Source organism: Mesorhizobium sp. BR1-1-2 (assembly GCF_020165435.1).
GTDB lineage: Bacteria > Pseudomonadota > Alphaproteobacteria > Rhizobiales > Rhizobiaceae > Mesorhizobium.
The window spans coordinates 1-21,939 of record NZ_JAIUID010000008.1 but is presented as its reverse complement, the minus strand read 5'-3'; the positions used below and the strand labels follow the sequence as shown (position 1 = coordinate 21,939).

Here is a 21,939-nt window from a genome sequence, read left to right as displayed (position 1 = left end):
GCCCCCCTCTGTCCTGCCGGACATCTCCCCCACTTGGGGGGAGATTGGCAGCTTCGACGCTCTGCTCAATCCTGCGCCTTCGGCGATTGGCGAAAGCCGCGACGACGACTGATCTCCCCCCTCGTGGGGGAGATGTCCGGCAGGACAGAGGTGGGCGCGAAGGAACGCGGCATTCGCCGTATTCTTCGCACCTTTCAATCGCGGCGAGTGGCCAATGACACACGTCTTCACCATCGCCATCGACGGTCCCGCCGGAGCCGGCAAAGGCACGCTGGCCCGCCGCCTGGCTGATCATTACCGACTGAACCTGCTCGACACCGGCCTCACCTACCGTGCCGTCGCCCATGCCTTGCTGCGGCTTGGCTTGCCGCTCGACAATGTCTCGGCGGCAGAGACGGCAGCGCGCCAAGTCGACCTGGCGAAGCTCGACCGGGCCGTGCTGTCGGCTCATGCAGTTGGCGAAGCGGCCTCGAAGGTCGCGGTGTTTCCAACGGTGCGGCGCATCCTGGTGGAGAAACAGCGCGAGTTTGCCAAATCCCCTCCGGGCGCCGTGCTCGACGGTCGCGACATCGGCACCGTGGTGTGCCCCGATGCCGACATCAAACTCTATGTGACCGCGAGCGCCGAGGTGCGGGCGCGACGGCGGCTGGCCGAGATCGAGAGCATCGGCGGCACGGCCGATTTCGCGGAAATCCTCGCCGATATCCGGCGCCGCGACGAGCGTGACATGGGCCGCGCCGACTCGCCCCTGAAACCTGCCCCCGACGCGCACTTGCTTGATACCAGCGAAATGGCTATAGAAGCCGCGTTTCTCGCGGCCAGAGCTGTCATCGACGACGTGCTGTCCAAGGGAAACAAGGCCTGATCCGGGTTTTCCCTCGTGCTTCCGTTGCTGGAGGCGAAGGAAATACCCATATCGGGCACGAACCAGCCTGCCAGCATTCTTCATGCGCCGGACTTGCCGCCTTAAGCGGCCAAGGGCTCTTTGCCCGGAACGCCGGCAGGCCAACGCAACGCTAACCCACGGCGCACGCCCCGCTAAAGATGCGTGGCATTCCAGGAGAAACAATGTCTGTAGCAAATCCCTCTCGCGACGATTTCGCGAGCATGCTCGAAGAATCATTCACCGCCGGCCATTCCGGCGAGGGCCAGGTTGTCCGGGGCACGATCACCGCGATCGAAAAGGATATGGCCATCATCGACGTCGGCCTCAAGGTCGAAGGCCGCGTGCCGCTGAAGGAATTCGGCGCCAAGGGCAAGGAATCCACCCTCAAGGTCGGCGACACGGTCGAAGTCTATGTCGAGCGCATCGAGAACGCGCTTGGCGAAGCCATGCTGTCGCGCGAGAAGGCCCGCCGCGAAGAGAGCTGGGTGCGTCTCGAAGAGAAGTTCACCAAGGGTGAGCGCGTCGAAGGCGTCATCTTCAACCAGGTCAAGGGCGGCTTCACCGTCGACCTCGACGGCGCCGTGGCCTTCCTGCCGCGCAGCCAGGTCGATATCCGCCCGATCCGCGACGTCTCCCCGCTGATGCACAACCCGCAGCCTTTCGAGATCCTCAAGATGGATCGCCGCCGCGGCAACATCGTGGTGTCGCGCCGCACCGTGCTCGAGGAGAGCCGCGCCGAACAGCGTTCGGAAATCGTGCAGAACCTCGAAGAGGGCCAGGTGGTCGAAGGCGTGGTCAAGAACATCACCGACTACGGTGCGTTCGTCGACCTCGGCGGCATCGACGGCCTGCTGCATGTCACCGACATGGCATGGCGTCGCGTCAACCATCCGACCGAGATCCTCAACATCGGCCAGACGGTCAAGGTGCAGATCATCCGCATCAACCAGGAAACGCACCGTATCTCGCTCGGCATGAAGCAGCTCGAGAGCGATCCGTGGTCGGAGATCGGCACCAAGTTCCCGATCGGCAAGAAGATCAAGGGCACCGTCACCAACATCACCGACTACGGCGCGTTCGTCGAGCTGGAGCCGGGCATCGAAGGCCTTATCCACGTTTCGGAAATGTCGTGGACCAAGAAGAACGTGCACCCCGGCAAGATCCTGTCGACAACGCAGGAAGTCGATGTCGTGGTGCTCGAAGTCGATCCGGCCAAGCGCCGCATCTCGCTCGGTCTCAAGCAGACGCTGGAGAACCCGTGGGAGGCCTTCGCGCGCAGCCATCCGGTCGGCAGCCAGGTCGAGGGCGAGGTCAAGAACAAGACCGAGTTCGGCCTGTTCATCGGCCTGGAAGGCGACGTGGACGGCATGGTGCACCTTTCCGACCTCGACTGGACCCGTCCGGGCGAGCAGGTGATCGAGGAGTACAATCGCGGCGACATGGTCAAGGCGCAGGTGCTCGACGTCGACATAGAGAAGGAGCGCATCTCGCTCGGCATCAAGCAGCTGGCCCGCGACACGGTTGGCGAAGCGGCGACCTCGGGCGAACTGCGCAAGAACGCCGTCGTCACCTGTGAGGTCATCGGCGTCAAGGATGGCGGTCTGGAAGTGCGGCTGGTCGAAAGCGGCATCGAGACCTTCATCAAGCGCTCCGACCTTTCCCGCGACCGCGACGAGCAGCGCCCCGAGCGCTTCACCGTCGGCCAGAAGGTCGACGCCCGCGTCATCGCCTTCGACAAGAAGACCCGCAAGCTGCAGGTCTCGATCAAGGCGCTGGAAATCGCCGAGGAAAAGGAAGCGGTCGCCCAGTACGGCTCGACCGACTCCGGTGCCTCGCTGGGAGACATCCTGGGCGCGGCGCTGAAGAAGCAGGGCAGCTAATCGCCTTTCGCACAGGCCCGAAACAAAACCCCGCCGGATCGCTCCGGCGGGGTTTTTTCTTTGGCGAAACCTCGGGCACAGCCCGAAGTCGAATTCAACTATGCGCGTTATGCGCGGCCGTAGAGCGGTACCAGTGTGCCGCTCATCGCCTGGTTGGCGGGCGAGGCAAGGTAGGCGATGGCCTCGGCCGCCGCTTCGAGGCTGACCCATTTGCTGAAATCGGCATCCGGCATGTCGGCGCGGTTGGCCGGCGTGTCGAGCGTCGAGGGCGCCACCGCATTGACCAGGATGCCCTGGTGCTTCAGCTCTTCGGCCATCGCCACCGTCATCGCCGCGACCGCCGCTTTGGAGGCGGCGTAGGCGACCATGCCCGAGCCGCGGCGCGGATCGAGCCCGGCGCGAGCCGTGACATTGACGATGCGGCCGGCGGTTCCCGCCGCCAGCATCGAGCGCACCGCCGCACGGCTGCAGAGGAACGCGGTGCGGGCATTGGTATCCATCATCTCGGCAAAGGAGGCGGATTCGATCTTCTCCACAGGCGCCTTGGCAAAGCCGCCGGCCAGATGGATCGATCCCCACAGGGCGGGAACCTGGGCATAGAAGGCTTCGACCTTGGCCGAGTCCGAGAGGTCGACATTGTGCGCCAGCCTGACGTTGTCATGGGTGGTGAAAGGGAAATGCGAAGGTGCCGCGGCATGGGCGTTCGGCACATGGCAGACCGCGCCCTCGCCCAGCAGCTTGCCGACGACCGCGCCGCCGAGCGCACCGGTCCCACCGGTCACAACGATATGCCTGCCCTGAAGTGTTTCCGTCATCCTGGACCGCTCCTGTCATTTTTTTGATTATGTCGCTTGTTTCGCCGCGCCGACGCGAAGCGTCGCGCCTTTCATGCGATCACTCAATTGATATCTCGACATGGCAGCCGTCGCGTCTTTGCATGTGTCGGGCAGCGGCGATTGTTGCCGCGGAAAAGCCAAGCCGGCGAATGACCACGATGCAGTTAGGAGAATCGACGCCGGCGTGAAGTTTCAATCGACCGTGATTTCGATGACGCGCGGCAGCCCCGTTGCCCGGGCGCGCTTCAGCGCGAGCGGCAAGGCGCCGACATCCGTGAGCCGTTCGGCGCCGATACCATAGGCCTCGGCCAGTTTGCAGAAATCGGGCGGTGCCGGGGACACCCCGACGGGTTCCACGCCGACATCGAGCATCGAAGTCTCGATCTCGCGATAGCCCCTGTTATTCCAGACGACGAAGATAACGGGTGCCGCGGCATCGAGCGCCGCGCCAAGCTCGGGCAAGGTGAACTGGAAGCCACCGTCGCCGGTGAGGCAGACGACGGGCGCGTCGGGCATGGCGAGCGCCGCGCCCACCGCCGCCGGCGGGCCGTAGCCGAGCGCGCCGAAGCCGGTGGCGGCGTTGAACCAGCCGCCCGGACGGTCGTGATCGTAATAGAGGTTGGCGGCGTAGACGGGCTGGGTGGAGTCGCCGACGATGATCGCGCCCGGCAAGGCGTCGCGGATGGCTTCCACCGCATGGACCTGCGCCGCATGGACGGGGGTCAGTTCGGCGCGAGCCGCCTTTCGCGCCGCCGCGGCGCGGTTCTTCCCGTCCTCTCTGTCCTCGTCGGCCGAGCCGAGCGCGGCAAGCAAGGCTTCGATCGCCTCGGCGCAGTCGGCCTGGATGGCCACCGTCGCCGGACGGCGCGCCAGCTGATCGGCGCCGATGTCGATGCGGATCAGATTGGCCGGCAGGACAAATCCGCCATCGCCATAGCCGTCATAATCGGTCGGGCCGAACTCGGTGCCGGCGGCGATGACCAGATCGGCCTCACCCATCAGCGCGCGCACGGCTTTCAGGCTGGGGCTGGCCGGCACGCAGAGCGGATGACGGTGGAGCAGGCCGCGCGCATTGGTCGTCTCGACGACCGGCGCGCCCAGCCTTTCGGCCAGGCGCCGCAGCGCATCCTCGGCGCGCTTGGCGCCGCCGCCGGCCAGGATGAGCGGGAGCCTGGCCGTCGCACAAAGGCTGGCCGCCGCGGCGATGGCCGAGACGGCAGCGGCCAGCGGCGCGGCATTGCTCAGCTCCGCCGCGATCCCATCCGCAGGCTTGACCATGACGTCGGTCGGAATCTCGATATGCACCGGGCCGGGCCGCGATGAGGAAAACAGTGCGAAGGCACGGGCGAGCGCGCCGGGCAGTTCGCCGGCTTCGGTGATGCGTTGCGAAAACAGCGCCACCTTTTCCATCATGCCGCGCTGGTCCGGCAGTTCGTGCAGGAAGCCCAGGCCCTTGCCCAGCGTCGGCGTGGCGTTGACGCCCGAGATCACCAGCATCGGCACCGAATCGGCACGCGCCTGTCCCATGGCGGTGATGGTGTTGGTCAGCCCCGGCCCGGTGATGACGAAGGCCACGCCCGGCCGGCCGCCGGCGCGCGCATAGCCGTCGGCCATGAAGCCCGCGCCCTGCTCGTGGCGCGGCGTGACATGGCGGATCTTCGAACGCGCCAACCCGCGATAAAGCTCGACCGTATGGACGCCGGGAATACCGAACACGGTGTCGACGCCATGCGACTCGAGCAGTGAAATCAACGCTTCGCCAATGGTCGTCATTAGTGTTCTCCCCTTTCCGGCTCGAGGCCGAGCTCGGCTTCGACAGCCTTGATCCCGATCGCCGCCAATTCGCCGGGCGAGAACATCTCGCCGGCCAGGCAGCCTTCGATCCAGAGTCCGTCGATGATCGCGTTGATCGCGATGGCATGGTGGCGCAACTGGCTTGCGTCCGGCTTGCACTGTTCGGCGGCGAGCACTTCGGCCACAACCGCCTCCACCTCGTTGCGAAAGCCGAGATAGCCTTCGCGGTGGGCACGGGCCAGGGTCGGATCCGCACCGGCGCGGCCGATGAAGGTTGCCCAGAGCGAAAAAACCCGCGCGTCGATGATCGGCGCGTTGAGGTTGGCGGTGACGAAAGCCGCAAGGCGTTGCCGAGGCGAGGCATCTTCCATGACCAATGCTGCTTTCGCCTGCTCGGTCATGCGGCCGACCAGTGCCGTATAGGCCTCCTGCAGCAATTCTTCCTTGCCGGGGAAATAGTGCCGGATCAGCCCGGCGGTGACGCCGGCACGCAATGCGATGGTGCGCAAGGTGGCGCCCTGCAGCCCATGTTCGGCCACGCTGTCCAGGGTCGCCTCGATCAGATCCTGCCGCCGCCGCTCCTCGCCCTCGCGACGGAACTTGCGGCGGGATGGCGCATTCATTGGCGCAGGATCGGCCGCGTCAGGCATGTCGGCCCGCCTTCGCAGGCGATGCAGAGCGCATCCGCCTCGAAGACTTCAACCATGCAGCCGGCGGCCTCCATCGCGGCCTTGGTCTTGGGAAAGCCTGCAACGGCAATGACCTTGAGCGGGCTGGTCGGCAGTACGTTAAGGCTGAGGCCGTTGGAAGAAGCGAACTCCTCGGCGTCCCCTTCGACCAGCCGAATGCCGCGTGCCTTCAGCATTTGATAGAACGGGGCCGGCAAAAGCGGTGAATAAACCAGCGCGAGGTCGTCGGCCAACGGGCTGATCACCGACATCAGATGCAGGCACGCCTCTTCGCCCTGCCACAGCGGCAGATCAAAGCCGTAGACGGAAATGCCCAGCGGCGTCAGCAGGTTGGAAACCTGTTGGATGCCTTCCTGGTTGGAGCGGACACCGCGCCCGATCGCCAGCGTGCGGGCGTCCACCCAGACACAATCACCGCCTTCGACCTGACCAGGAGCCTCGACGCGGCCGAGGATCGGAATGCCCAGCCTTGTGTATGTTTCCTCATGCAGCGAGGGCTCCCTGGCGCGCAATGGCTTACCCATGGACAGGATCAGCGCGCCGCGACTCGTCATCAGCGATGGGTCGTGCGTGAACACCGAATCCGAAAGTCCGTCGGCCTTGTCTTCGATCCATTCGATTTCAGCGCCGGAAGCCGCTACCAACTCAGCAAGGGCCGCGTGCTGCGAGGCAGCTTTCGCCGGATTGAACCCCGGGCCATAGTGCCAGGCAGATCTGTCGGCGTCGCGCATTGCGTTGGCAGCCGACCGCATCAGCACGCGCCGCAGCGTCGCCGCCATGGACTGTGATCCGAAAGCGCTCATCGGTGCCCTTCTTAGCTGAAAAAAATCGAGAAAATTTCATGAAAGGCTATTTATACACTTGCACAACAAGGCCGCAAGTGCCGTAATGAGCGGGATTGACGGGCTCGCGCCGTTGGGTCCATGCTGAAGTCTGGAGCGGGGCAGTACAGCGTATGTTGATTAGCCGGGTAGACGTTCGACGAGCTGCCATCGACCACACGGAGGTCACCCGTTGAGCACGGCGGGAGTTGCCGCAGCCCCATCCGGTGAGGCGCAAAACGGCGCCGCCGAAGCCATCCACGTCGAGAACCTGCACAAGAAATTCGGTGAGCTGCATGTGCTGAAGGGCGTCTCGCTGTCGGCGCGCGACGGCGAGGTCATCGCCATCATCGGCGGTTCGGGCTCAGGCAAATCGACGCTGTTGCGCTGCATCAACTGCCTGGAGAATCCGACCAGCGGCATCATTCGCGTCAATGGCGAGGAGATAAAGCTGAAGGCCGACAGCCACGGCCATACCGTGCCGGCCGACCGCAGGCAGATCGAACGCATCCGCTCCAAGCTCGGCATGGTGTTCCAGAATTTCAATCTGTGGAGCCACATGACGCTGATCGAGAACGTCATCGAGGTTCCCGTGCATGTGCTGGGCGTCAAGCGCGACGCGGCGATCGCCCAGGCCGAAAAGCTGCTCGTCCGCGTCGGCCTCGCCGAAAAGCGGGATGTCTATCCGGCCTACCTGTCGGGCGGCCAGCAGCAGCGCGCCGCGATCGCTCGCGCATTGGCGATCAATCCGCGCGTCATGCTGTTCGACGAACCGACCTCGGCGCTCGACCCCGAACTGATCGGCGAGGTGCTTAGAGTGATCGGCGACCTGGCGCGCGAAGGCCGCACCATGGTGCTGGTCACCCACGAGATGAAGTTTGCGCGCGAGGTCGCGACGCATGTCGTTTATCTCTACAATGGACTGGTCGAGGAGGAAGGCCCGCCGGAGCAGATCTTCGGCGCGCCCAGATCCGAAAGGCTCAAGCAATTCATCCGCAACATCGGCTAGCAAACCGAGGGCGGAAGAAAACCGGGAACCAACAACAAACTGGGAGTCGTGAAATGAAGACTGTTCTGAAGACGTTCGCCGCAGCGCTGCTGCTCGGCGTCGCCGCCATGAGCGTGGCCAAGGCCGATCCGGTCAAGATCGGCGTCGCCGCCGAGCCCTATCCGCCCTTCACCTCGCCGGATGCTTCGGGCAAATGGGTCGGCTGGGAGATCGACTTCATCGACGCGGTCTGCGCCGAGGAGAAGCTCGACTGCGTCATCACGCCCGTCGCCTGGGACGGCATCATCCCGGCGCTGACCACCAAGAAGATCGACCTCATCGTCTCTTCGATGTCGATCACCGACGAACGCAAGAAGACGATCGACTTCTCGGATAAGTACTACAACACGCCGACGGCGATAATCGGACCGAAGGACCAGAAATTCGGGTCCGCGCCGGACGACCTCAAGGGCAAGATCCTGGGCGTCCAGGTGTCGACCGTGCATGCCGTCTACGCCAAGAAGCATTTCGGCGCCACGGCATCCGAGATCAAGGAATACCAGACGCAGGACGAGGCCAACAATGACCTTGCCGCCGGGCGCCTCGATGCGGTGCAGGCCGATTCCATCGCGCTTGGCGAGTTTCTCAAGACCGACCAGGGCAAGGCCTGCTGCGACCTGAAGGGCATGGTGGCTCCGGACGACGAAGTGCTCGGACCGGGCGTCGGCGCCGGCGTGCGCAAGGAAGACACCGAGTTGAAGGAAAAGATCAACGCCGGCATCAAGGCAATCCGCGCCAACGGCAAGTATGACGAGATCTCGAAGAAATACTTCGATTTCGACATATATGGCGGCGACGGCACGCAGTCGAACTGACGTGGCGATGCCACGCAGTCGAACTGATGTGGCGACGCCGCGCAGTCGGACTGACGTGGCGATGCCACGCAGTCGGACTGACGACCATCGCATGGGCTGGAAGACAAGGTGCTGACGCCAAGTCCTCCGGCCCGACCTTTCCCACGCACCCTTGCCGCCGGCCGCTCGCGCCGGCGGATTGAGCCAGCAATCCGGGGGCGAAGCTGATCGATTCATTTCTTCCGGCCTCGGCGGCCGGCATCATCGAACTCCTGTCGCCCGCGCCCGTCGGCTGGGGCGGGACGCTCATGCTCGGGCTGCTGCATTCGCTTGAGATCGCCGTTGGCGCCACGATCGTCGGACTGTTGATCGGAACCGGCGGTGCCTATGGCAAGCTTTATGGCGGCCCCGTGGTGCGCGACCTGCTGGCGGTCTACACGACCATCGTGCGCGCGGTACCGGAACTGGTGCTGATCCTGCTCCTCTACTACGCCGGTACGGACCTGATAAACCAGATGCTGACCGCCATGGGCTATCAGCGCGTCGACATCAGCGGGCTGGTGGCCGGCATCGCGGTGCTCGGTTTCGTCCAAGGCGCCTACTCGACCGAGGTCATACGCGGCGCGATCCTTGCCGTCCCGCAAGGCCAGATCGAAGCCGCCCGCGCCTACGGCATGTCTCCCGGCCTTCTCTTGCGGCGCATCACGTTGCCGGCAATGCTGCCCTTCGCCATTCCGGGTCTCGCCAATCTGTGGCTGATCGCCACCAAGGATACGGCGCTGCTGGCCGTGGTCGGCTTCTTCGAATTGACGTTGGCGACGCGGCAGGCGGCGGGCGTCACCAAGGCCTATCTGATATTCTACCTCGCGGCCGGCATGCTCTATCTGGCCGTGACGCTGTTTTCGAACCTCGTTCTTGGTCGCGTCGAGAAATGGGCGCGGCGCGGCATGCCGTCGATCAAGGAAGCGCGCTGATGGCGAGCGAAGCGGCCATCATCAACAGCGCGGCCCGCGCCTCGCTCTGGCTGCAACCGCATCGCATCGTGCTGATCCTGATTGCGCTCGGGCTGGTGTTGTCCGCGGCCTTCTTCATGCGCTGGGACTGGCTCCCGCAATATTACGGCCTGGCCCTGCTCGGCATCTGGCGCGCGCTGTGGATCCTGGCCGTTACTTGCCTGTTGGGCTTCCTGATCGCGGTGCCGGTCGGATTGGCGCAGGCTGGCGGCCCGATCTGGTTCGCGGCGCCGGCGAAGGTCTTCTGCACCGTCATCAGGGGAACGCCGCTGCTGTTACAGCTGTGGCTGCTCTACTACGGGCTGGGTTCGTTGTTTCCGCAATATCCGTGGATCCGCGAATCCTGGATGTGGCCCTATCTCAGGCAGGCATGGCCTTATGCCGTCCTGGCGCTGACCCTCTCCTTCGCGGGCTACGAGGGCGAAGTGATGCGCGGCGCCTTTGCCGGTGTGCCGAAGGGGCAGCTCGAAGCCGCACGTGCGTTCGGCATGAGCCGCTGGAAGATCTTCCGGCGTATCTGGCTGCCGCAGGCCTTCTACCGGGCGCTGCCGACGCTGACCGGGGAAACCGTGCTGCAGCTGAAATCGACGCCACTGGTGGCGACCATCAGCGTCATCGACATCTTCGCCGTTTCGTCGAAGGTCAGACAGGACACTTACCTCACCTATGAGCCCTTGCTGCTGCTTGCCTTGATCTATATGGCGATCACCGGCATTCTGGTCTTCGCCTTCGGCAGGATCGAGGCGCGGATTCCGAACAAGATCGGCTAGGACCTAGTGAGTAGGAAGTGGCTAGCCGCCACCACCCATTGCTGACTACTCACTACTCACTAAAGGCAATCGCCATGCAACTCAGTCTCGAACAGGCAACCGGGCTGTGCCGCATGGCGGCGCTGGGTGCGGGCGCCAACGAGGAAGCGGCGCAATCGCTCACCGCCTCGATCATATCGGCCGAGGCGGAAGGACTCTCGACCGTCGGGCTGTCGCATTTCATAGACTATCTCGAAGCGCTGGAAGCCGGCCGCATCGACGGCAATGCCGAGCCGGTGATCACCCGGCCGGCGCTCGCAGTCTATCTTTCCGATGCAAAAGCGGGGCTGGCGCATACCGGCTTCGATCGTACGATGGACGATCTCGCCAAGGCGGCAAGACTGTTCGGCGTCGCCATCTTCTCGCAGAAGAATGCCTATACATGCGGCGCCCTCGGCTACTTTACCGGAAGGCTGGCAGCGCAGGGGCTGGTCTCCTTCGCCGCCACCAACGGTCCCGCCGTGCTTGCCGGTTCGGGCTCGGTCAAGCCGGTCTATTGCACCAACCCGATGTCCTTCGCCGCACCCGCCGCCGACGGCCCGCCGCTGGTCATCGACCAATCGTCGAGCGCTACCGCCTTCGTCAATATCCGCAAGGCGGCCGAGGACGGCAAGACAATCCCCGAAGGCTGGGCGCTCGATGCCAGCGGCAATCCCACTACAGATCCGGCTGCAGCCATGAAAGGCGCCATGCTCGCCTTCGGTGGCCAGCGCGGCGCCAACATCGCGCTGATGGTCGAGGTGCTGGCGGCGGGTCTGTCGGGCGCAAACTGGTCGCTCGATGCGCCCTGGTTCACCGGCGGCGCGGACAACCCCGGCACCGGCCTGTTCGTGCTGGCCGTCGAGCCCAAGCTGCTCGATCCGGATTTCGAGCAGCGGATGAAGGATCAACTCGACCGGCTGCGCCGGCGCTACGGCGTGCACATACCGGGCCGCTCCCGGGCCGAGGCGGCGGAGAAGGCCGAGGCACGAGGCATCAACGTGTCCAAGGCCGTGGTGCAGCGCATTTCCGAATTCGCCGAACGTTATTCGGCCTGAAATAATTCCTTCTTTTCAGCTCATTAGCTGCCGGCGCCTGCCTGCGGCATGGCTATGCGTTTTTTTTCGCGCGCGGTCTGAACCTTTTCGAGCGTCGGGGCGACCAATGCTTGTCCAGGGCAGGATGAGCTTGCCCGATCCAGACCGGGGAACAGCGCGTCACATCGAAACCTGCTTCACGCCAAGGCATGCCCTTCGCGTCCCGGAAAAACCAACCTCAATGAAAGGAAACCATCATGACCAGCACCAAGACCACCATTTTGACCGCCGTCCTTCTCCTCGGCTCGTTCATGGGCGCGACCCAGGCGGCCAACCTGAAGGCCGCGCCGGTCAAGCCGTCCAGTCCAGGCGTCATCGCCGCGCCGGGCGGCGGCGCCACCGAGGACCACTATTGCAAGAACGGCCACGCGAAATTCGCCAGTTGCAGCGCCGATTTCATCGCGGCCTGCAAGAAGGTCGGTGGCACCATGTCGGATGTCCAGGGCTGGGGTGGGCGTACTTGCTTCACGCCCTCCTGATACCGTCTCAGGTCAGGCCGCTCCGTCGGCCCCTGGCTTCGCATGGATGTCATCCGGAAAACCCCGCCTCGGCGGGGTTTTCTGCGTCAGGCAAGGCGTTCTGAAGCGCTTTTGTCCTGACGCAATTCCCAAGCTGTTTTCCTGGGAAGCCGCTTCACACTTTTTCCTGGAATTGCTCTGAGAACCAGGGCGGCAGCGACGACGCGTCACCCTTTGCGTTTGACGCGAAACCGATTATGAAACGGCTTCAGCCAAGCTTTCGAGCGCCGGAGCCAGCCATGACAGAAATCCTGCAGACCCCCAAGCTCGTCGTCATTTTCGGCGGGTCGGGCTTTGTCGGCCGCCACGTGGTGCGGGCCTTGGCCAAGCGCGGCTATCGCATCAGGGTCGCCTGCCGCCGGCCCGATCTCGCCGGCCATTTGCAGCCGCTCGGCAACGTCGGCCAGATCCAGCCGGTGCAGGCCAATGTGCGCGTGCGCTGGTCTGTCGACCGCGCCGTGCAGGGTGCCGATCACGTCGTCAACCTGGTTGCCGTGCTGCATGAGAGCGGCCGACAGAAATTCACGGCCGTGCACGAATTCGGCGCTCGCGCGGTGGCCGAAGCGGCACGCGCCGCCGGCGCCGGCCTGACCCATATTTCGGCCCTGGGCGCGGACCTGGAAGCCGCATCCAACTATGCACGCACCAAGGCGCTTGGTGAAAAGGCTGTTCTGGAGACGGTCAAGGACGCTGTCATCCTGCGACCGTCGATCAATTTCGGGCCGGAAGATAATTTCTTCAATCGCTTCGCCAACATGGCGCGTTATTCGCCGGCACTGCCGCTGATCGGCGGCGGCCACACCAAGTTCCAGCTGGTCTATGTCGGCGACGTCGCCGAAGCGGTGGCGCGCTCGGTCGACGGCAAGGTCAAGGGCGGCCAGGTTTACGAGCTTGGCGGCCCGCAGGTGCTTACTTTCAAGGAAAGCATGCAGGAAATGCTCGCGGTGATCGAGCGCAAGCGCCTGCTGGTTCCGGTGCCGTGGTGGGTGGCGAACCTGCAGGCGTCGATCCTGGGCCTCCTGCCCAACCCGCTGCTGACCAAGGATCAGGTGCTGCAATTGCGCGAGCACAATGTCGTGTCGGAGGAGGCCGCCAGGGCCAACCGCACGCTTGCCGGCCTCGGCATCCAGCCGCAGGCGCTGGGCACGATCCTGCCCAGCTATCTCTGGCGTTTTCGCGCGGCCGGCCAGTTCCAGCGCAAACCGGCGGTCTGACGATAGGCCGATGACGGGCGACTACAGGCGCGAGGTGATCCGCATCGGCAGCCCGCCTTGCGGCTGCGTGGTCAGCTTCTGGACCGGCCACGGCCTGGTTTGCGCGATGGAGTCGAAGCGGAAACGCGACAGCAGGACGGCGAGCGCGATGATCGCTTCCTGCATGGCGAAGCTGGCGCCGATGCAGACGCGCGGCCCGGCGCCGAACGGCAGGTACTGAAAACGGTCGATCTTTTCGCGGTTTCCCGGATGAAACCGCTCCGGCAGGAACGCATCCGGCCTGTCCCACAGCTTCCTGTGACGATGGACGACCCAAGGCATGACCAGCACGGCGGCGCGCCTCGGGATGTGGAGATCCTTCCAGTTTTCCGGCTCGATCGGCTCGCGGTTGATAGACGGCGCCGGCGGGTAGAGCCTGAGCGCCTCGTCGAAGGCGGCGCGGGTGAGCGGCATGGCGTCCAGCCATTTCGTCGGATCGGGCTCGCGCGCCAGCACGGCATCGATCTCGCGCTCGATCTTTTCCCGCTCCCATGGCGCCTCGGCCAGGCAATAGAGCGTCCAGCCCAAGGCTCGCGCCGTGGTCTCGTGGCCGGCGCCGATGAAGGTGATGATATTGTCCTCGACTTCCGGGCGTGTCAGCCCGTCGGGCCCCTCGGCCTTGAGCAGGAGGGTCAGGAAATCCTGCGGCACGGCATCGGCATCGCGCCTGAATTTTTGTTCGCGTATCTTGACCGTATCGCTGACGATCTTGCGGAAATAGGCCATGGTCTTGCGGCCGCGGATGCGGGTAAGCCGCGGCAGCCATTCCGGCGCGCGCAGCAGGTCTAGCGGATCGACGCGGCCCATGGTCTCGAACAGCCGGTCGATCTCCTTGGCGAAACTGCCCGGCTCCCCCGCGATCTCGCCGGAGAAAAGCGTCTCGGCCAGGATGTCGTAGGTCAGCAGTGTCATGTCGTGGGCGATGTCGGAGATGCCGCCATCCTCGTAGCGAGAGGCGAATTCGAGCGTGCGCTTGAGCATCGGCCCGGCGAAACCAAAGATGTGACGCGGCGTGAACACCGGCGCCATCGCCTTGCGCGAACGCTTCCAGACCTCGCCTTCGGCCGTCAGCAAGCCGTCGCGCAGGATCGGCCGCAGGATCAGCTGGCGTACCGTCGCCATCTTGTAGTTCCTGGCATTGTCGACCAGGACATGGCGAATGAGGCCGGGGTCGTTGGCGATGACCAGCGGTCCGCCGACGCCGTTCACCGATATCCAGGGCTCGTTGTAGGTCGGCTCGCCCCACAGTTCGAGCGGGTTGCGGTAGACGATGCGCATCATCTCCAGCGTCGAGGGCGGCGATGTGCGCGGCCTCGGCGCCGGCGGAACGAAGGGGGCGGGCTGGGTGTCCATGGCTGCTCCGCTGGAAAGCGCGTCGCGCTAGTCCTTGCCTCCGTCCAAATGTAGTGACTGACGCACGGCGCGTCCATGCGACGGACGGTAAAAGCCGTGGCCTCGAAGGGACGAGCGATGCTCCCATCATCTGATTGTGACCGCCCGCCAAACGGCGCGGTCTTGTCCCTGACGGCGCTCTGCCGTAGGTCACGGTCACCAACAGATACCGTCAATCGAAGGAGCCCGCCTTGAAGCACCAGTTGAACATCATAATCGGCAGCACCCGGCCGGGCCGCGCCGGACCGGTTTTCGCGCACTGGCTGGAGCGGTTCGCGCGCGAGCACGGCAAGTTCGAACCGGTGCTGACCGACATCGCCGCCTTCGATCTGCCGGTGCTGGACGAGCCGCACCATCCCAGGCTCGGCAACTACCAGAACGATCATACCAAGGCCTGGTCGAAGGCCGTCGATGCCGCCGACGCCTTCGTCTTCGTGGCACCGGAATATAATTACTTCGTCGCACCGGCCATCGTGAACGCGATCGACTATCTCTCGCGCGAATGGAAATACAAGCCCGCCGCCATCTTCAGCTATGGCGGCGTTTCCGGCGGCCTGCGCGCGGCACAGGCGCTCAAGCCGCTTCTGACCTCCGTCTGCGTCATGCCGGTTCCGGAAGGCGTCTCGCTGCCGCTGTACCAGAAGCTGCTGGGAACCGACGGCTCCTTCGAAGCCAGCGAGCAGGTGCAGGGCGGGGCAAGAACCATGCTGGAGGAGCTGCTGCGCTGGAGCGAGGCGCTGAAGCCGATGCGCGCCGGCTGATGCTTTTTGACCTCCGCCACCGCGGCGGCGGAAGAGACTTGCGCAAGCCCGGGCGCTCGCGGACGGCGACCCTGCCTATACCGGGTGGCAGCGCAATCTGGGGGTTGCCTATGTCGATTACGCGCAAGTCGCCAGGAATTTCGGCCGTGCTTTCGAAGGCGCTGGACGGGAGGTTGGAGCTCGACCGCAAGGGACAGCCGGCGTCAAGATACACGTTCACGATCTAAATTCCTGCGCGCCTGGCTGGCTGGGGTCAAAGGCTCTCGCAAATCGTTGGCCGACAGTGCGCTTTTGCGCCCGGAAATGCCTGCAAACCTTGGAAAAACCACCTTTAAGGCCTATATCTAGGCGATATTGAAAGCGCGATTCGGGAGCGATTTTTCGCGCTCCACCAGCCGCCTCTAGACAACAGGTTTTCATGAGCGACCAGACTGAGAACGCCAACGGCGCCGAAGCCGAATACGGCGCAGATTCCATCAAGGTTTTGAAGGGCTTGGATGCCGTCCGCAAACGGCCCGGCATGTATATCGGCGACACCGACGACGGTTCGGGCCTGCATCACATGGTCTATGAGGTCGTCGACAACGCCATCGACGAGGCGCTGGCCGGCCATGCCGACCTCGTCACGGTGACGCTCAATCCCGACGGCTCGGTCACCGTCATCGACAATGGGCGCGGCATTCCCACCGATATCCATCCCAGCGAAGGCATTTCGGCGGCCGAAGTGATCATGACGCAGCTGCATGCCGGCGGCAAGTTCGACCAGAACTCCTACAAAGTGTCCGGCGGCCTGCACGGCGTCGGCGTCTCGGTGGTCAACGCCCTGTCGGCCTGGCTGAAGCTCAAGATTCGCCGCAATGGCCAGATCTTCGAGATGAGCTTCACGCATGGAAATGCCGACGCGCCGCTGAGCGTCACCGGCACCTACGAGCAGAACAAGCAGCCCGGCACCTATGAAGGCCGCAGCGGCAGCGAAATCACTTTCTTTCCGTCGTCCGAGACCTTCACCATGGTCGAGTTCGACTACGGCACGCTGGAGCACCGGCTGCGCGAGCTTGCCTTCCTGAACTCCGGCGTGCGCATCGTGCTGACCGACGCCCGTCATGCCGACATTGTGAAGCATGAACTGCACTATGACGGAGGTCTCGAAGAGTTCGTCAAATATCTCGACCGGGTGAAGAAGCCGCTGATCGAGAAGCCGATCGCCATCAGAGCCGAGCGCGACGGCATCACCGTCGAAGTGGCGATGTGGTGGAACGACAGCTACCACGAGAATGTGCTGGCCTTCACCAACAACATCCCGCAGCGCGACGGCGGCACGCATCTCGCCGGTTTTCGCGGCGCCCTGACTCGTCAGATCACCGGCTATGGCGATTCCTCTGGCCTGACCAAGAAGGAAAAGGTCTCGCTGATCGGCGACGATTGCCGCGAGGGATTGACGGCAGTGCTGTCGGTCAAGGTTCCCGACCCGAAATTCTCCTCACAGACCAAGGACAAGCTGGTCTCCTCTGAAGTCCGGCCCGTGGTCGAAGGGCTGGTCAACGAGGCGCTCGGCACCTGGCTCGAAGAGCATCCGAGCGAAGGCAAGGTCGTGGTCGAGAAGGTGATCCAGGCCGCGGCGGCGCGCGAGGCCGCGCGCAAGGCGCGCGACATCACCCGCAAGACCTCGCTGGGCGTCACCTCGCTGCCCGGCAAGCTTGCCGACTGCCAGGAACGCGATCCGGCGAAGTCCGAGATCTTTATCGTCGAGGGCGACTCGGCCGGCGGCTCCGCCAAGGGCGGCCGCTCGCGCCAGAACCAGGCCATCCTGCCGCTGCGCGGCAAGATCCTCAATGTCGAGCGCGCCCGCTTCGACCGCATGCTTAGTTCCGACATGATCGGCACGCTGATCACCGCGCTCGGCACGTCGATCGGCAAGGACGAGTTCAACGCCGACAAGCTGCGCTATCACAAGATCATCCTGATGACCGACGCCGATGTCGACGGCGCGCATATCAGGACGTTGCTGCTCACCTTCTTCTTCCGGCAGATGCCGGAATTGATCGAACGCGGCCATCTCTATATCGCCCAGCCGCCGCTTTACAAGGTGACGCGCGGCAAGAGCTCGCAATACATCAAGAACGAAAGCGCGTTCGAGGAATTCCTGATCGGCTCGGGGCTGGAAGAAGCCTCGCTCACGCTCGGCTCCGGCGAGGTTCGCGCCGGGCAGGACCTGCGGGCGGCAATCGACGATGCGCTTGCCGTGCGCCAACTCATCAACGGCCTGCACACGCGCTACAACAGGGGCGTCGTGGAACAGGCGGCGATCGCCGGCGGGCTGAACGCCGACATCGTCGCCGATCTTGGCCGCGCCAATGCAATGGCGGAGCGGATCGCGCAACGTCTCGACATCATTGCCGAGGACACCGAGCGCGGCTGGACCGGCCGGATGTCGACTTCGAATGAGGGTATCGGCGGCTATGTCTTCGAACGCACGGTGCGCAGCGTCAAGGAATACGCCCATCTCGACATGGCGCTGATCAATTCAGCCGATGCGCGACAGCTCGACCGCTACGCGCAACGGCTCAGCGACGTCTATGGGGCGCCGCCCGTGCTGCGCCGCAAGGATGTCTCGGAACCCATCTCGGGACCGTTGGCACTGCTCAACGCGGTGTTTGCGACCGGCCGCAAGGGCCTGACCATGCAGCGCTACAAGGGCCTGGGCGAGATGAACGCCGAGCAGCTTTGGGAAACCACGCTCGATCCGAACGTGCGTTCGCTGCTGCAGGTCAAGGTGAACGACGCCACCGATGCCGATTCGCTGTTCTCGCGGCTGATGGGCGACGAGGTCGAGCCGAGGCGCGAGTTCATCCAGGACAACGCGCTTTCAGTGGCCAACCTGGACATTTGAGCGCTGGACGCGGGCCACAAACCTCTGCGATTTCGTTCGCGTCCGCCCAGAGGCAGCCTGCGCCAGACATTCCCGGAAGGGCTTGTTTTAATCGCGCTCGATGCGATCGGTATTATGGCGGGACTCGTCGGAGCCAACTCTATGGCTCGCGGGACGATACTGAGCCGCGGCTGGCGGCCGATATCCTTGTTGGTGGCTGGAAGCACCTGACATGCTGGCGGCAAGTTTGCGCTATCAACGCATCGCCATGAGGTTGGCAATCAGAGCTTTCTCCGCGGAGGTGATCGGATAGCTCTCGATGGGAGCTTTCTTCGCACGTTTGAACACCCGTGCAAGCCGCATCGCGAATGTATGCTCTGTCTCCTGGAGCGTTCTGTCTTTCGCTAATGCGAGGGAAGTCGTTTGCGGGTCCATCTGTTGCCTATCCTTCTGCATGCCGGCCGATGCTCGAGAAACATGTGATCAAAGGGCTCTCCGACGGTGTCGTCCAAGGTGAAGCCAGCGGTTCGGCAGGAGCAAGCATGGCGACCGTCCAAGATTGGCGATGCGAGATGTTATGCAATCGACCGCAGCCGCCGCGTCATCGGAACCAATGAGACTGTTTTGCTATTTTGCCGTGCCGCCTTCGGGGTCTTGCAGCTCGGGCTCGTCGGCCATGGGCAGCGTACCTGCCATTTTCACCGGCCAGCTGGCCATGCCGCCGACATTGTGGATGACGGAAAATAGTTCGCCGCGCTCAAAAACGCAGTTGATCGCGGTTTCGCCGGTCCGGCCGCCTAGGTCACGAACGAGAGCCAGGCCGCGTCAGAACCGGCCAGGAACCAATGCCGGTCGCTGTGGGCCCCGGATCGCCGGCGTCGAGTTCTGCAACAGGCGCAGGAGGTCCGACTGCCGGGGCGTGTCGGTCTTGGAGAAGATGTGCTGCAAGTGGGTGCGCACGGTCGGCTCGCTGATGCCGAGCATGTCAGCCGCTTCTTTGCCGCTCAGCCCTTGGGCAAGCGCCAGAAGCACACGGAGCTCGCCGCCGGTCAGCTTATAAAGCCTGGCAAAGGCCTCGCCCGGCATGAGTGGTGACTGAACGGGATCCTGCATGAACAGAGCGACCGATGCCGCAAACGGCGCGACAATGCCGCGTCGCTCGCCGCGATCGACCGGAAGGAGGGTTGCGACATAGCCGGCGCCGTTCACACCGGGGATCGCCACGGAATGTTCGCTCATATCCTTGTCGATGTCATCTCGCGACGCCTCGTCAATGGATTTCGACAGCGCCGCGCGCGCCGCGGGATCGGCCGGAAAAATGCGGTTGTTCACGATGCGGATGGAATTGCCGGTTCTGACTTGGCGCTCGGCAGCGGCGTTCATATAGACCACGCGGCCATCCCGTGCGGTAAGGAAAACACCCGCGACAAGGACATCAAGCGTCTTTTCCAGCATTTCCGACCTCAGCGCTCTAATGTCGAGTGCATCTGAGATCGCGAGTGCGCGGCAGACATGTGGTGAAAGAAGTTTGAACAGGCTGATTTCACGCTGCTGGTAATGCGGAGCCGCGTCGCTCCTGGAGGCATGCATCGAGGCCATCCGCCCCCCAGTCCTCAACGCCGGAAACCAGATTATATCTAGTAGTCCGAACGGCTTCAGCACTTCTTGATGGAACCGGCTTTCGGCCAATTCGAGCTCTTCCATGGAGAGCGCACTGACGTGGCCGATTTCGGCGACGATATCCGCTGCCGCCATCGGACTTTCTGCATAGTGGCTCCCCAGCCTATCAAGGAATTCTGGTTGGTATCCGAAGACAAACAACTGGTCATTTTGCACCTGCCGCATATCATGAACGCATATTCCGCCCCCCGTGCTTTCGCACAGTGCGGCAATCTTTCGGCAAGTGTCGGGCCACTGGTGCGGATCGAGCGCGCAGTCATAGATCGTGCCGATGGTGTCGGATAACGCGTTGGCGGAGACTCCGTCCAAGCCGATCACGTTGAACCCTTTCCACCAGCTGCTGCTCTCGATCGTGCGCCCAGCAGTAGAACGATCGCGAATAGCCAAATCCGCTTGAGATTCATTTGCTTTCCCCCGGCGTAACTATCGTTTCAGGGAAGGGAGCCCCGGTCAATCGGCATAGTTTCTCCGCTTTGCGGGATTTGGTGCCGATGAGACCGCAATCGGCCAACCTGGACATTTGAGGTCTCAGCCTCCAACCAGCTTTTTGAATCCTTGCGTGCTCCACGAGCGCCAATAATGAAGCCGCGCCGGAACAGAAGGCCTTCCAAGACATTGTGACGATGTCGATCACAATCTCTTGCAGGAGGCTTTCATGGGACGCGGCATCTTACTCTGGTTGCTAGGAGTTCCGATTCCGATCATCATTCTCCTCATGCTTTTCATGCGATAGGGGGCCGCCATGCAGTCCTCCACCCTAACGGCTGTCGGCGCGTCAACTTCAACGGAATCGTCGGCCACGGCCGTCAGTTGGGGCCCCATCATCGCCGGCGCCTTCGCGGCTTCGACGCTGACCTTCATCCTCATGCTGCTCGGCTCGGGCCTTGGACTGAGCATGATTTCGCCGTGGTCGGGTTCCGGTGCCTCGGCCACCACTTTCGCGGTATCGACTGCCATCTGGCTCATTGTCGTGCAATGGCTGTCGTCGGGCGTCGGCGGGTACCTGGCGGGCCGACTGCGCACCAAATGGGTCGGCATTCACACCGACGAGGTCTATTTCCGTGATACCGCGCACGGCTTCCTCGCCTGGGCACTCGCCACATTGCTGGTCGTCGGCGTGCTCGGCTCGGCGCTTTCCGCCGCGATTGGTTCGGGCGTACAGGCCGCGTCCAATGTGGCTGCCGGCGCTGCAATGGGAGCGTCAGCCGGCGCCTCCGCCAATGCCGGCAACGCCTCGGTCGACAATGCGACCTCCTATCTGGTTGATTCGCTGTTCCGGCCGGCTGATCCAACGAAGCTCGCGGCTGCCAATCCAGGCGACGAAGCCGCCGCGGCCGGGCAGGCCTCTCGCATCCTGATCGCCGGTGCCGCCGCAGGCGAGGTGTCGGCTGAAGACAAGACCTACCTTGCACAATTGGTCGCCGCGCGCACCGGCCTCTCCGAGGCAGACGCCAAGACGCGGGTCGACACGCTGCTTGCGAAAGCGCAAGACGCGAAAGTCAAGGCGCAGCAGGCAGCCGACGCGGCGAGGAAGGCAAGCGCCACCTTTGCGCTTCTCGGCGCCCTGTCGCTTGTCATCGGCGCCTTCATCGCCAGTGCAGCCGCCGCCCTTGGCGGCAGGCAGCGCGACGACGAGGAGGAGGTGTTCCTGACCAGCCGTTGAATGCGGACGTGACACCGGAAACCAAAGAGCCCGGCATCGAACCGGGCTCCTTTCCGTTCGTTGTGATCAACACCGTCGGGTCAGTGATCCATGGCCTTGACGATTTCCTCGGTCATCTTCTTGGCGTCGCCGAGCAGCATCATGGTGCCGTCCTTGT

19 protein-coding genes are annotated in these 21,939 nt (G+C 63.8%); 12 read left to right on the top strand and 7 right to left on the bottom strand.

Translation table 11 applies throughout. From position 1 onward, the window contains the following. The first annotated feature begins 214 nt into the window (after positions 1-214). Together cmk and rpsA are read left to right on the top strand one after the other, a co-directional pair. Positions 215-865 carry a (d)CMP kinase gene (cmk, locus tag LB551_RS19170; protein ID WP_224660132.1) on the top strand — a complete coding sequence of 217 codons (651 nt, stop codon included), beginning with the start codon at positions 215-217 and terminating at the stop codon, positions 863-865. A gap of 203 nt (positions 866-1,068) precedes the next feature. Further along, on the top strand, positions 1,069-2,766 hold the full coding sequence (gene rpsA / locus LB551_RS19165; protein ID WP_140497246.1) for a 30S ribosomal protein S1: 1,698 nt from the start codon (positions 1,069-1,071) through the stop codon (positions 2,764-2,766). A gap of 107 nt (positions 2,767-2,873) precedes the next feature. On the opposite strand, the gene LB551_RS19160 is transcribed toward rpsA, so the two are convergent. The 4 genes from LB551_RS19160 to LB551_RS19145 all read right to left on the bottom strand — a co-directional run bounded on the left by LB551_RS19160 (position 2,874) and on the right by LB551_RS19145 (position 6,888). After that, positions 2,874-3,581, bottom strand: a complete 708-nt coding sequence (locus tag LB551_RS19160) for an SDR family NAD(P)-dependent oxidoreductase (RefSeq protein ID WP_224660131.1) — start codon at positions 3,579-3,581, stop codon at positions 2,874-2,876. 213 nt (positions 3,582-3,794) lie between these two features. Next, positions 3,795-5,375 (bottom strand): 5-guanidino-2-oxopentanoate decarboxylase, encoded by a 1,581-nt coding sequence (locus tag LB551_RS19155; RefSeq protein ID WP_224660130.1) that lies wholly within the window; start codon positions 5,373-5,375, stop codon positions 3,795-3,797. After that, positions 5,375-6,046, bottom strand: coding sequence for a TetR family transcriptional regulator C-terminal domain-containing protein (locus LB551_RS19150; protein WP_140497252.1), 672 nt, complete (start codon positions 6,044-6,046; stop codon positions 5,375-5,377). Before LB551_RS19150 ends, LB551_RS19155 begins: the two co-directional genes overlap by 1 nt. After that, positions 6,016-6,888, bottom strand: coding sequence for a dimethylarginine dimethylaminohydrolase family protein (locus tag LB551_RS19145; RefSeq protein WP_224660129.1), 873 nt, complete (start codon positions 6,886-6,888; stop codon positions 6,016-6,018). The genes LB551_RS19150 and LB551_RS19145 overlap by 31 nt, the downstream gene beginning before the upstream one ends. Before the next feature lie 211 nt (positions 6,889-7,099). On the opposite strand from LB551_RS19145, the gene LB551_RS19140 reads away from it, so the two are divergent. The 7 genes from LB551_RS19140 to LB551_RS19110 all read left to right on the top strand — a co-directional run bounded on the left by LB551_RS19140 (position 7,100) and on the right by LB551_RS19110 (position 13,378). Beyond that, positions 7,100-7,915 carry an ABC transporter ATP-binding protein gene (locus LB551_RS19140; protein ID WP_318012739.1) on the top strand — a complete coding sequence of 272 codons (816 nt, stop codon included), beginning with the start codon at positions 7,100-7,102 and terminating at the stop codon, positions 7,913-7,915. A gap of 53 nt (positions 7,916-7,968) precedes the next feature. After that, on the top strand, positions 7,969-8,769 hold the full coding sequence (locus LB551_RS19135) for a transporter substrate-binding domain-containing protein (RefSeq protein ID WP_224660128.1): 801 nt from the start codon (positions 7,969-7,971) through the stop codon (positions 8,767-8,769). A 287-nt stretch (positions 8,770-9,056) separates the two neighbouring features. Then, positions 9,057-9,722 carry an ABC transporter permease gene (locus tag LB551_RS19130; RefSeq protein ID WP_140497260.1) on the top strand — a complete coding sequence of 222 codons (666 nt, stop codon included), beginning with the start codon at positions 9,057-9,059 and terminating at the stop codon, positions 9,720-9,722. Next, on the top strand, positions 9,722-10,531 hold the full coding sequence (locus tag LB551_RS19125) for an ABC transporter permease (protein WP_140497262.1): 810 nt from the start codon (positions 9,722-9,724) through the stop codon (positions 10,529-10,531). The genes LB551_RS19130 and LB551_RS19125 overlap by 1 nt, the downstream gene beginning before the upstream one ends. 74 nt (positions 10,532-10,605) lie before the next feature. Next, positions 10,606-11,607, top strand: a complete 1,002-nt coding sequence (locus LB551_RS19120) for an Ldh family oxidoreductase (protein ID WP_224660127.1) — start codon at positions 10,606-10,608, stop codon at positions 11,605-11,607. 236 nt (positions 11,608-11,843) lie between these two features. Continuing rightward, positions 11,844-12,125, top strand: coding sequence for a hypothetical protein (locus tag LB551_RS19115; RefSeq protein ID WP_140512869.1), 282 nt, complete (start codon positions 11,844-11,846; stop codon positions 12,123-12,125). A gap of 278 nt (positions 12,126-12,403) precedes the next feature. Further along, positions 12,404-13,378: a complex I NDUFA9 subunit family protein gene (locus LB551_RS19110; RefSeq protein ID WP_224629742.1), complete on the top strand. Its 975-nt coding sequence runs from the start codon at positions 12,404-12,406 to the stop codon at positions 13,376-13,378. Positions 13,379-13,399: 21 nt separating this feature from the next. Here LB551_RS19110 and LB551_RS19105 read toward each other — a convergent pair whose 3' ends face one another. After that, positions 13,400-14,770 (bottom strand): cytochrome P450, encoded by a 1,371-nt coding sequence (locus LB551_RS19105; RefSeq protein ID WP_224660126.1) that lies wholly within the window; start codon positions 14,768-14,770, stop codon positions 13,400-13,402. A gap of 230 nt (positions 14,771-15,000) precedes the next feature. Here LB551_RS19105 and LB551_RS19100 point away from each other — a divergent pair, with 230 nt between their 5' ends. Together LB551_RS19100 and gyrB are read left to right on the top strand one after the other, a co-directional pair. Continuing rightward, positions 15,001-15,570, top strand: coding sequence for an NADPH-dependent FMN reductase (locus LB551_RS19100; protein WP_140550315.1), 570 nt, complete (start codon positions 15,001-15,003; stop codon positions 15,568-15,570). A 418-nt stretch (positions 15,571-15,988) separates the two neighbouring features. After that, on the top strand, positions 15,989-18,460 hold the full coding sequence (gene gyrB, locus LB551_RS19095; protein ID WP_224660125.1) for a DNA topoisomerase (ATP-hydrolyzing) subunit B: 2,472 nt from the start codon (positions 15,989-15,991) through the stop codon (positions 18,458-18,460). A 234-nt stretch (positions 18,461-18,694) separates the two neighbouring features. Here gyrB and LB551_RS19085 read toward each other — a convergent pair whose 3' ends face one another. Together LB551_RS19085 and LB551_RS19080 are read right to left on the bottom strand one after the other, a co-directional pair. Then, the gene (locus LB551_RS19085) at positions 18,695-18,874 is read right to left on the bottom strand and encodes a hypothetical protein (protein ID WP_224660124.1); all 180 of its coding nucleotides are present in this window, start codon (positions 18,872-18,874) and stop codon (positions 18,695-18,697) included. 390 nt (positions 18,875-19,264) lie between these two features. Beyond that, positions 19,265-20,506 carry a helix-turn-helix transcriptional regulator gene (locus tag LB551_RS19080; RefSeq protein ID WP_224660123.1) on the bottom strand — a complete coding sequence of 414 codons (1,242 nt, stop codon included), beginning with the start codon at positions 20,504-20,506 and terminating at the stop codon, positions 19,265-19,267. Between the two features lie 355 nt (positions 20,507-20,861). Between LB551_RS19080 and LB551_RS19075 the strand changes: the two genes are divergently transcribed. After that, positions 20,862-21,782, top strand: a complete 921-nt coding sequence (locus tag LB551_RS19075; protein ID WP_224629732.1) for a hypothetical protein — start codon at positions 20,862-20,864, stop codon at positions 21,780-21,782. The last annotated feature ends 157 nt before the right edge of the window (positions 21,783-21,939 follow it).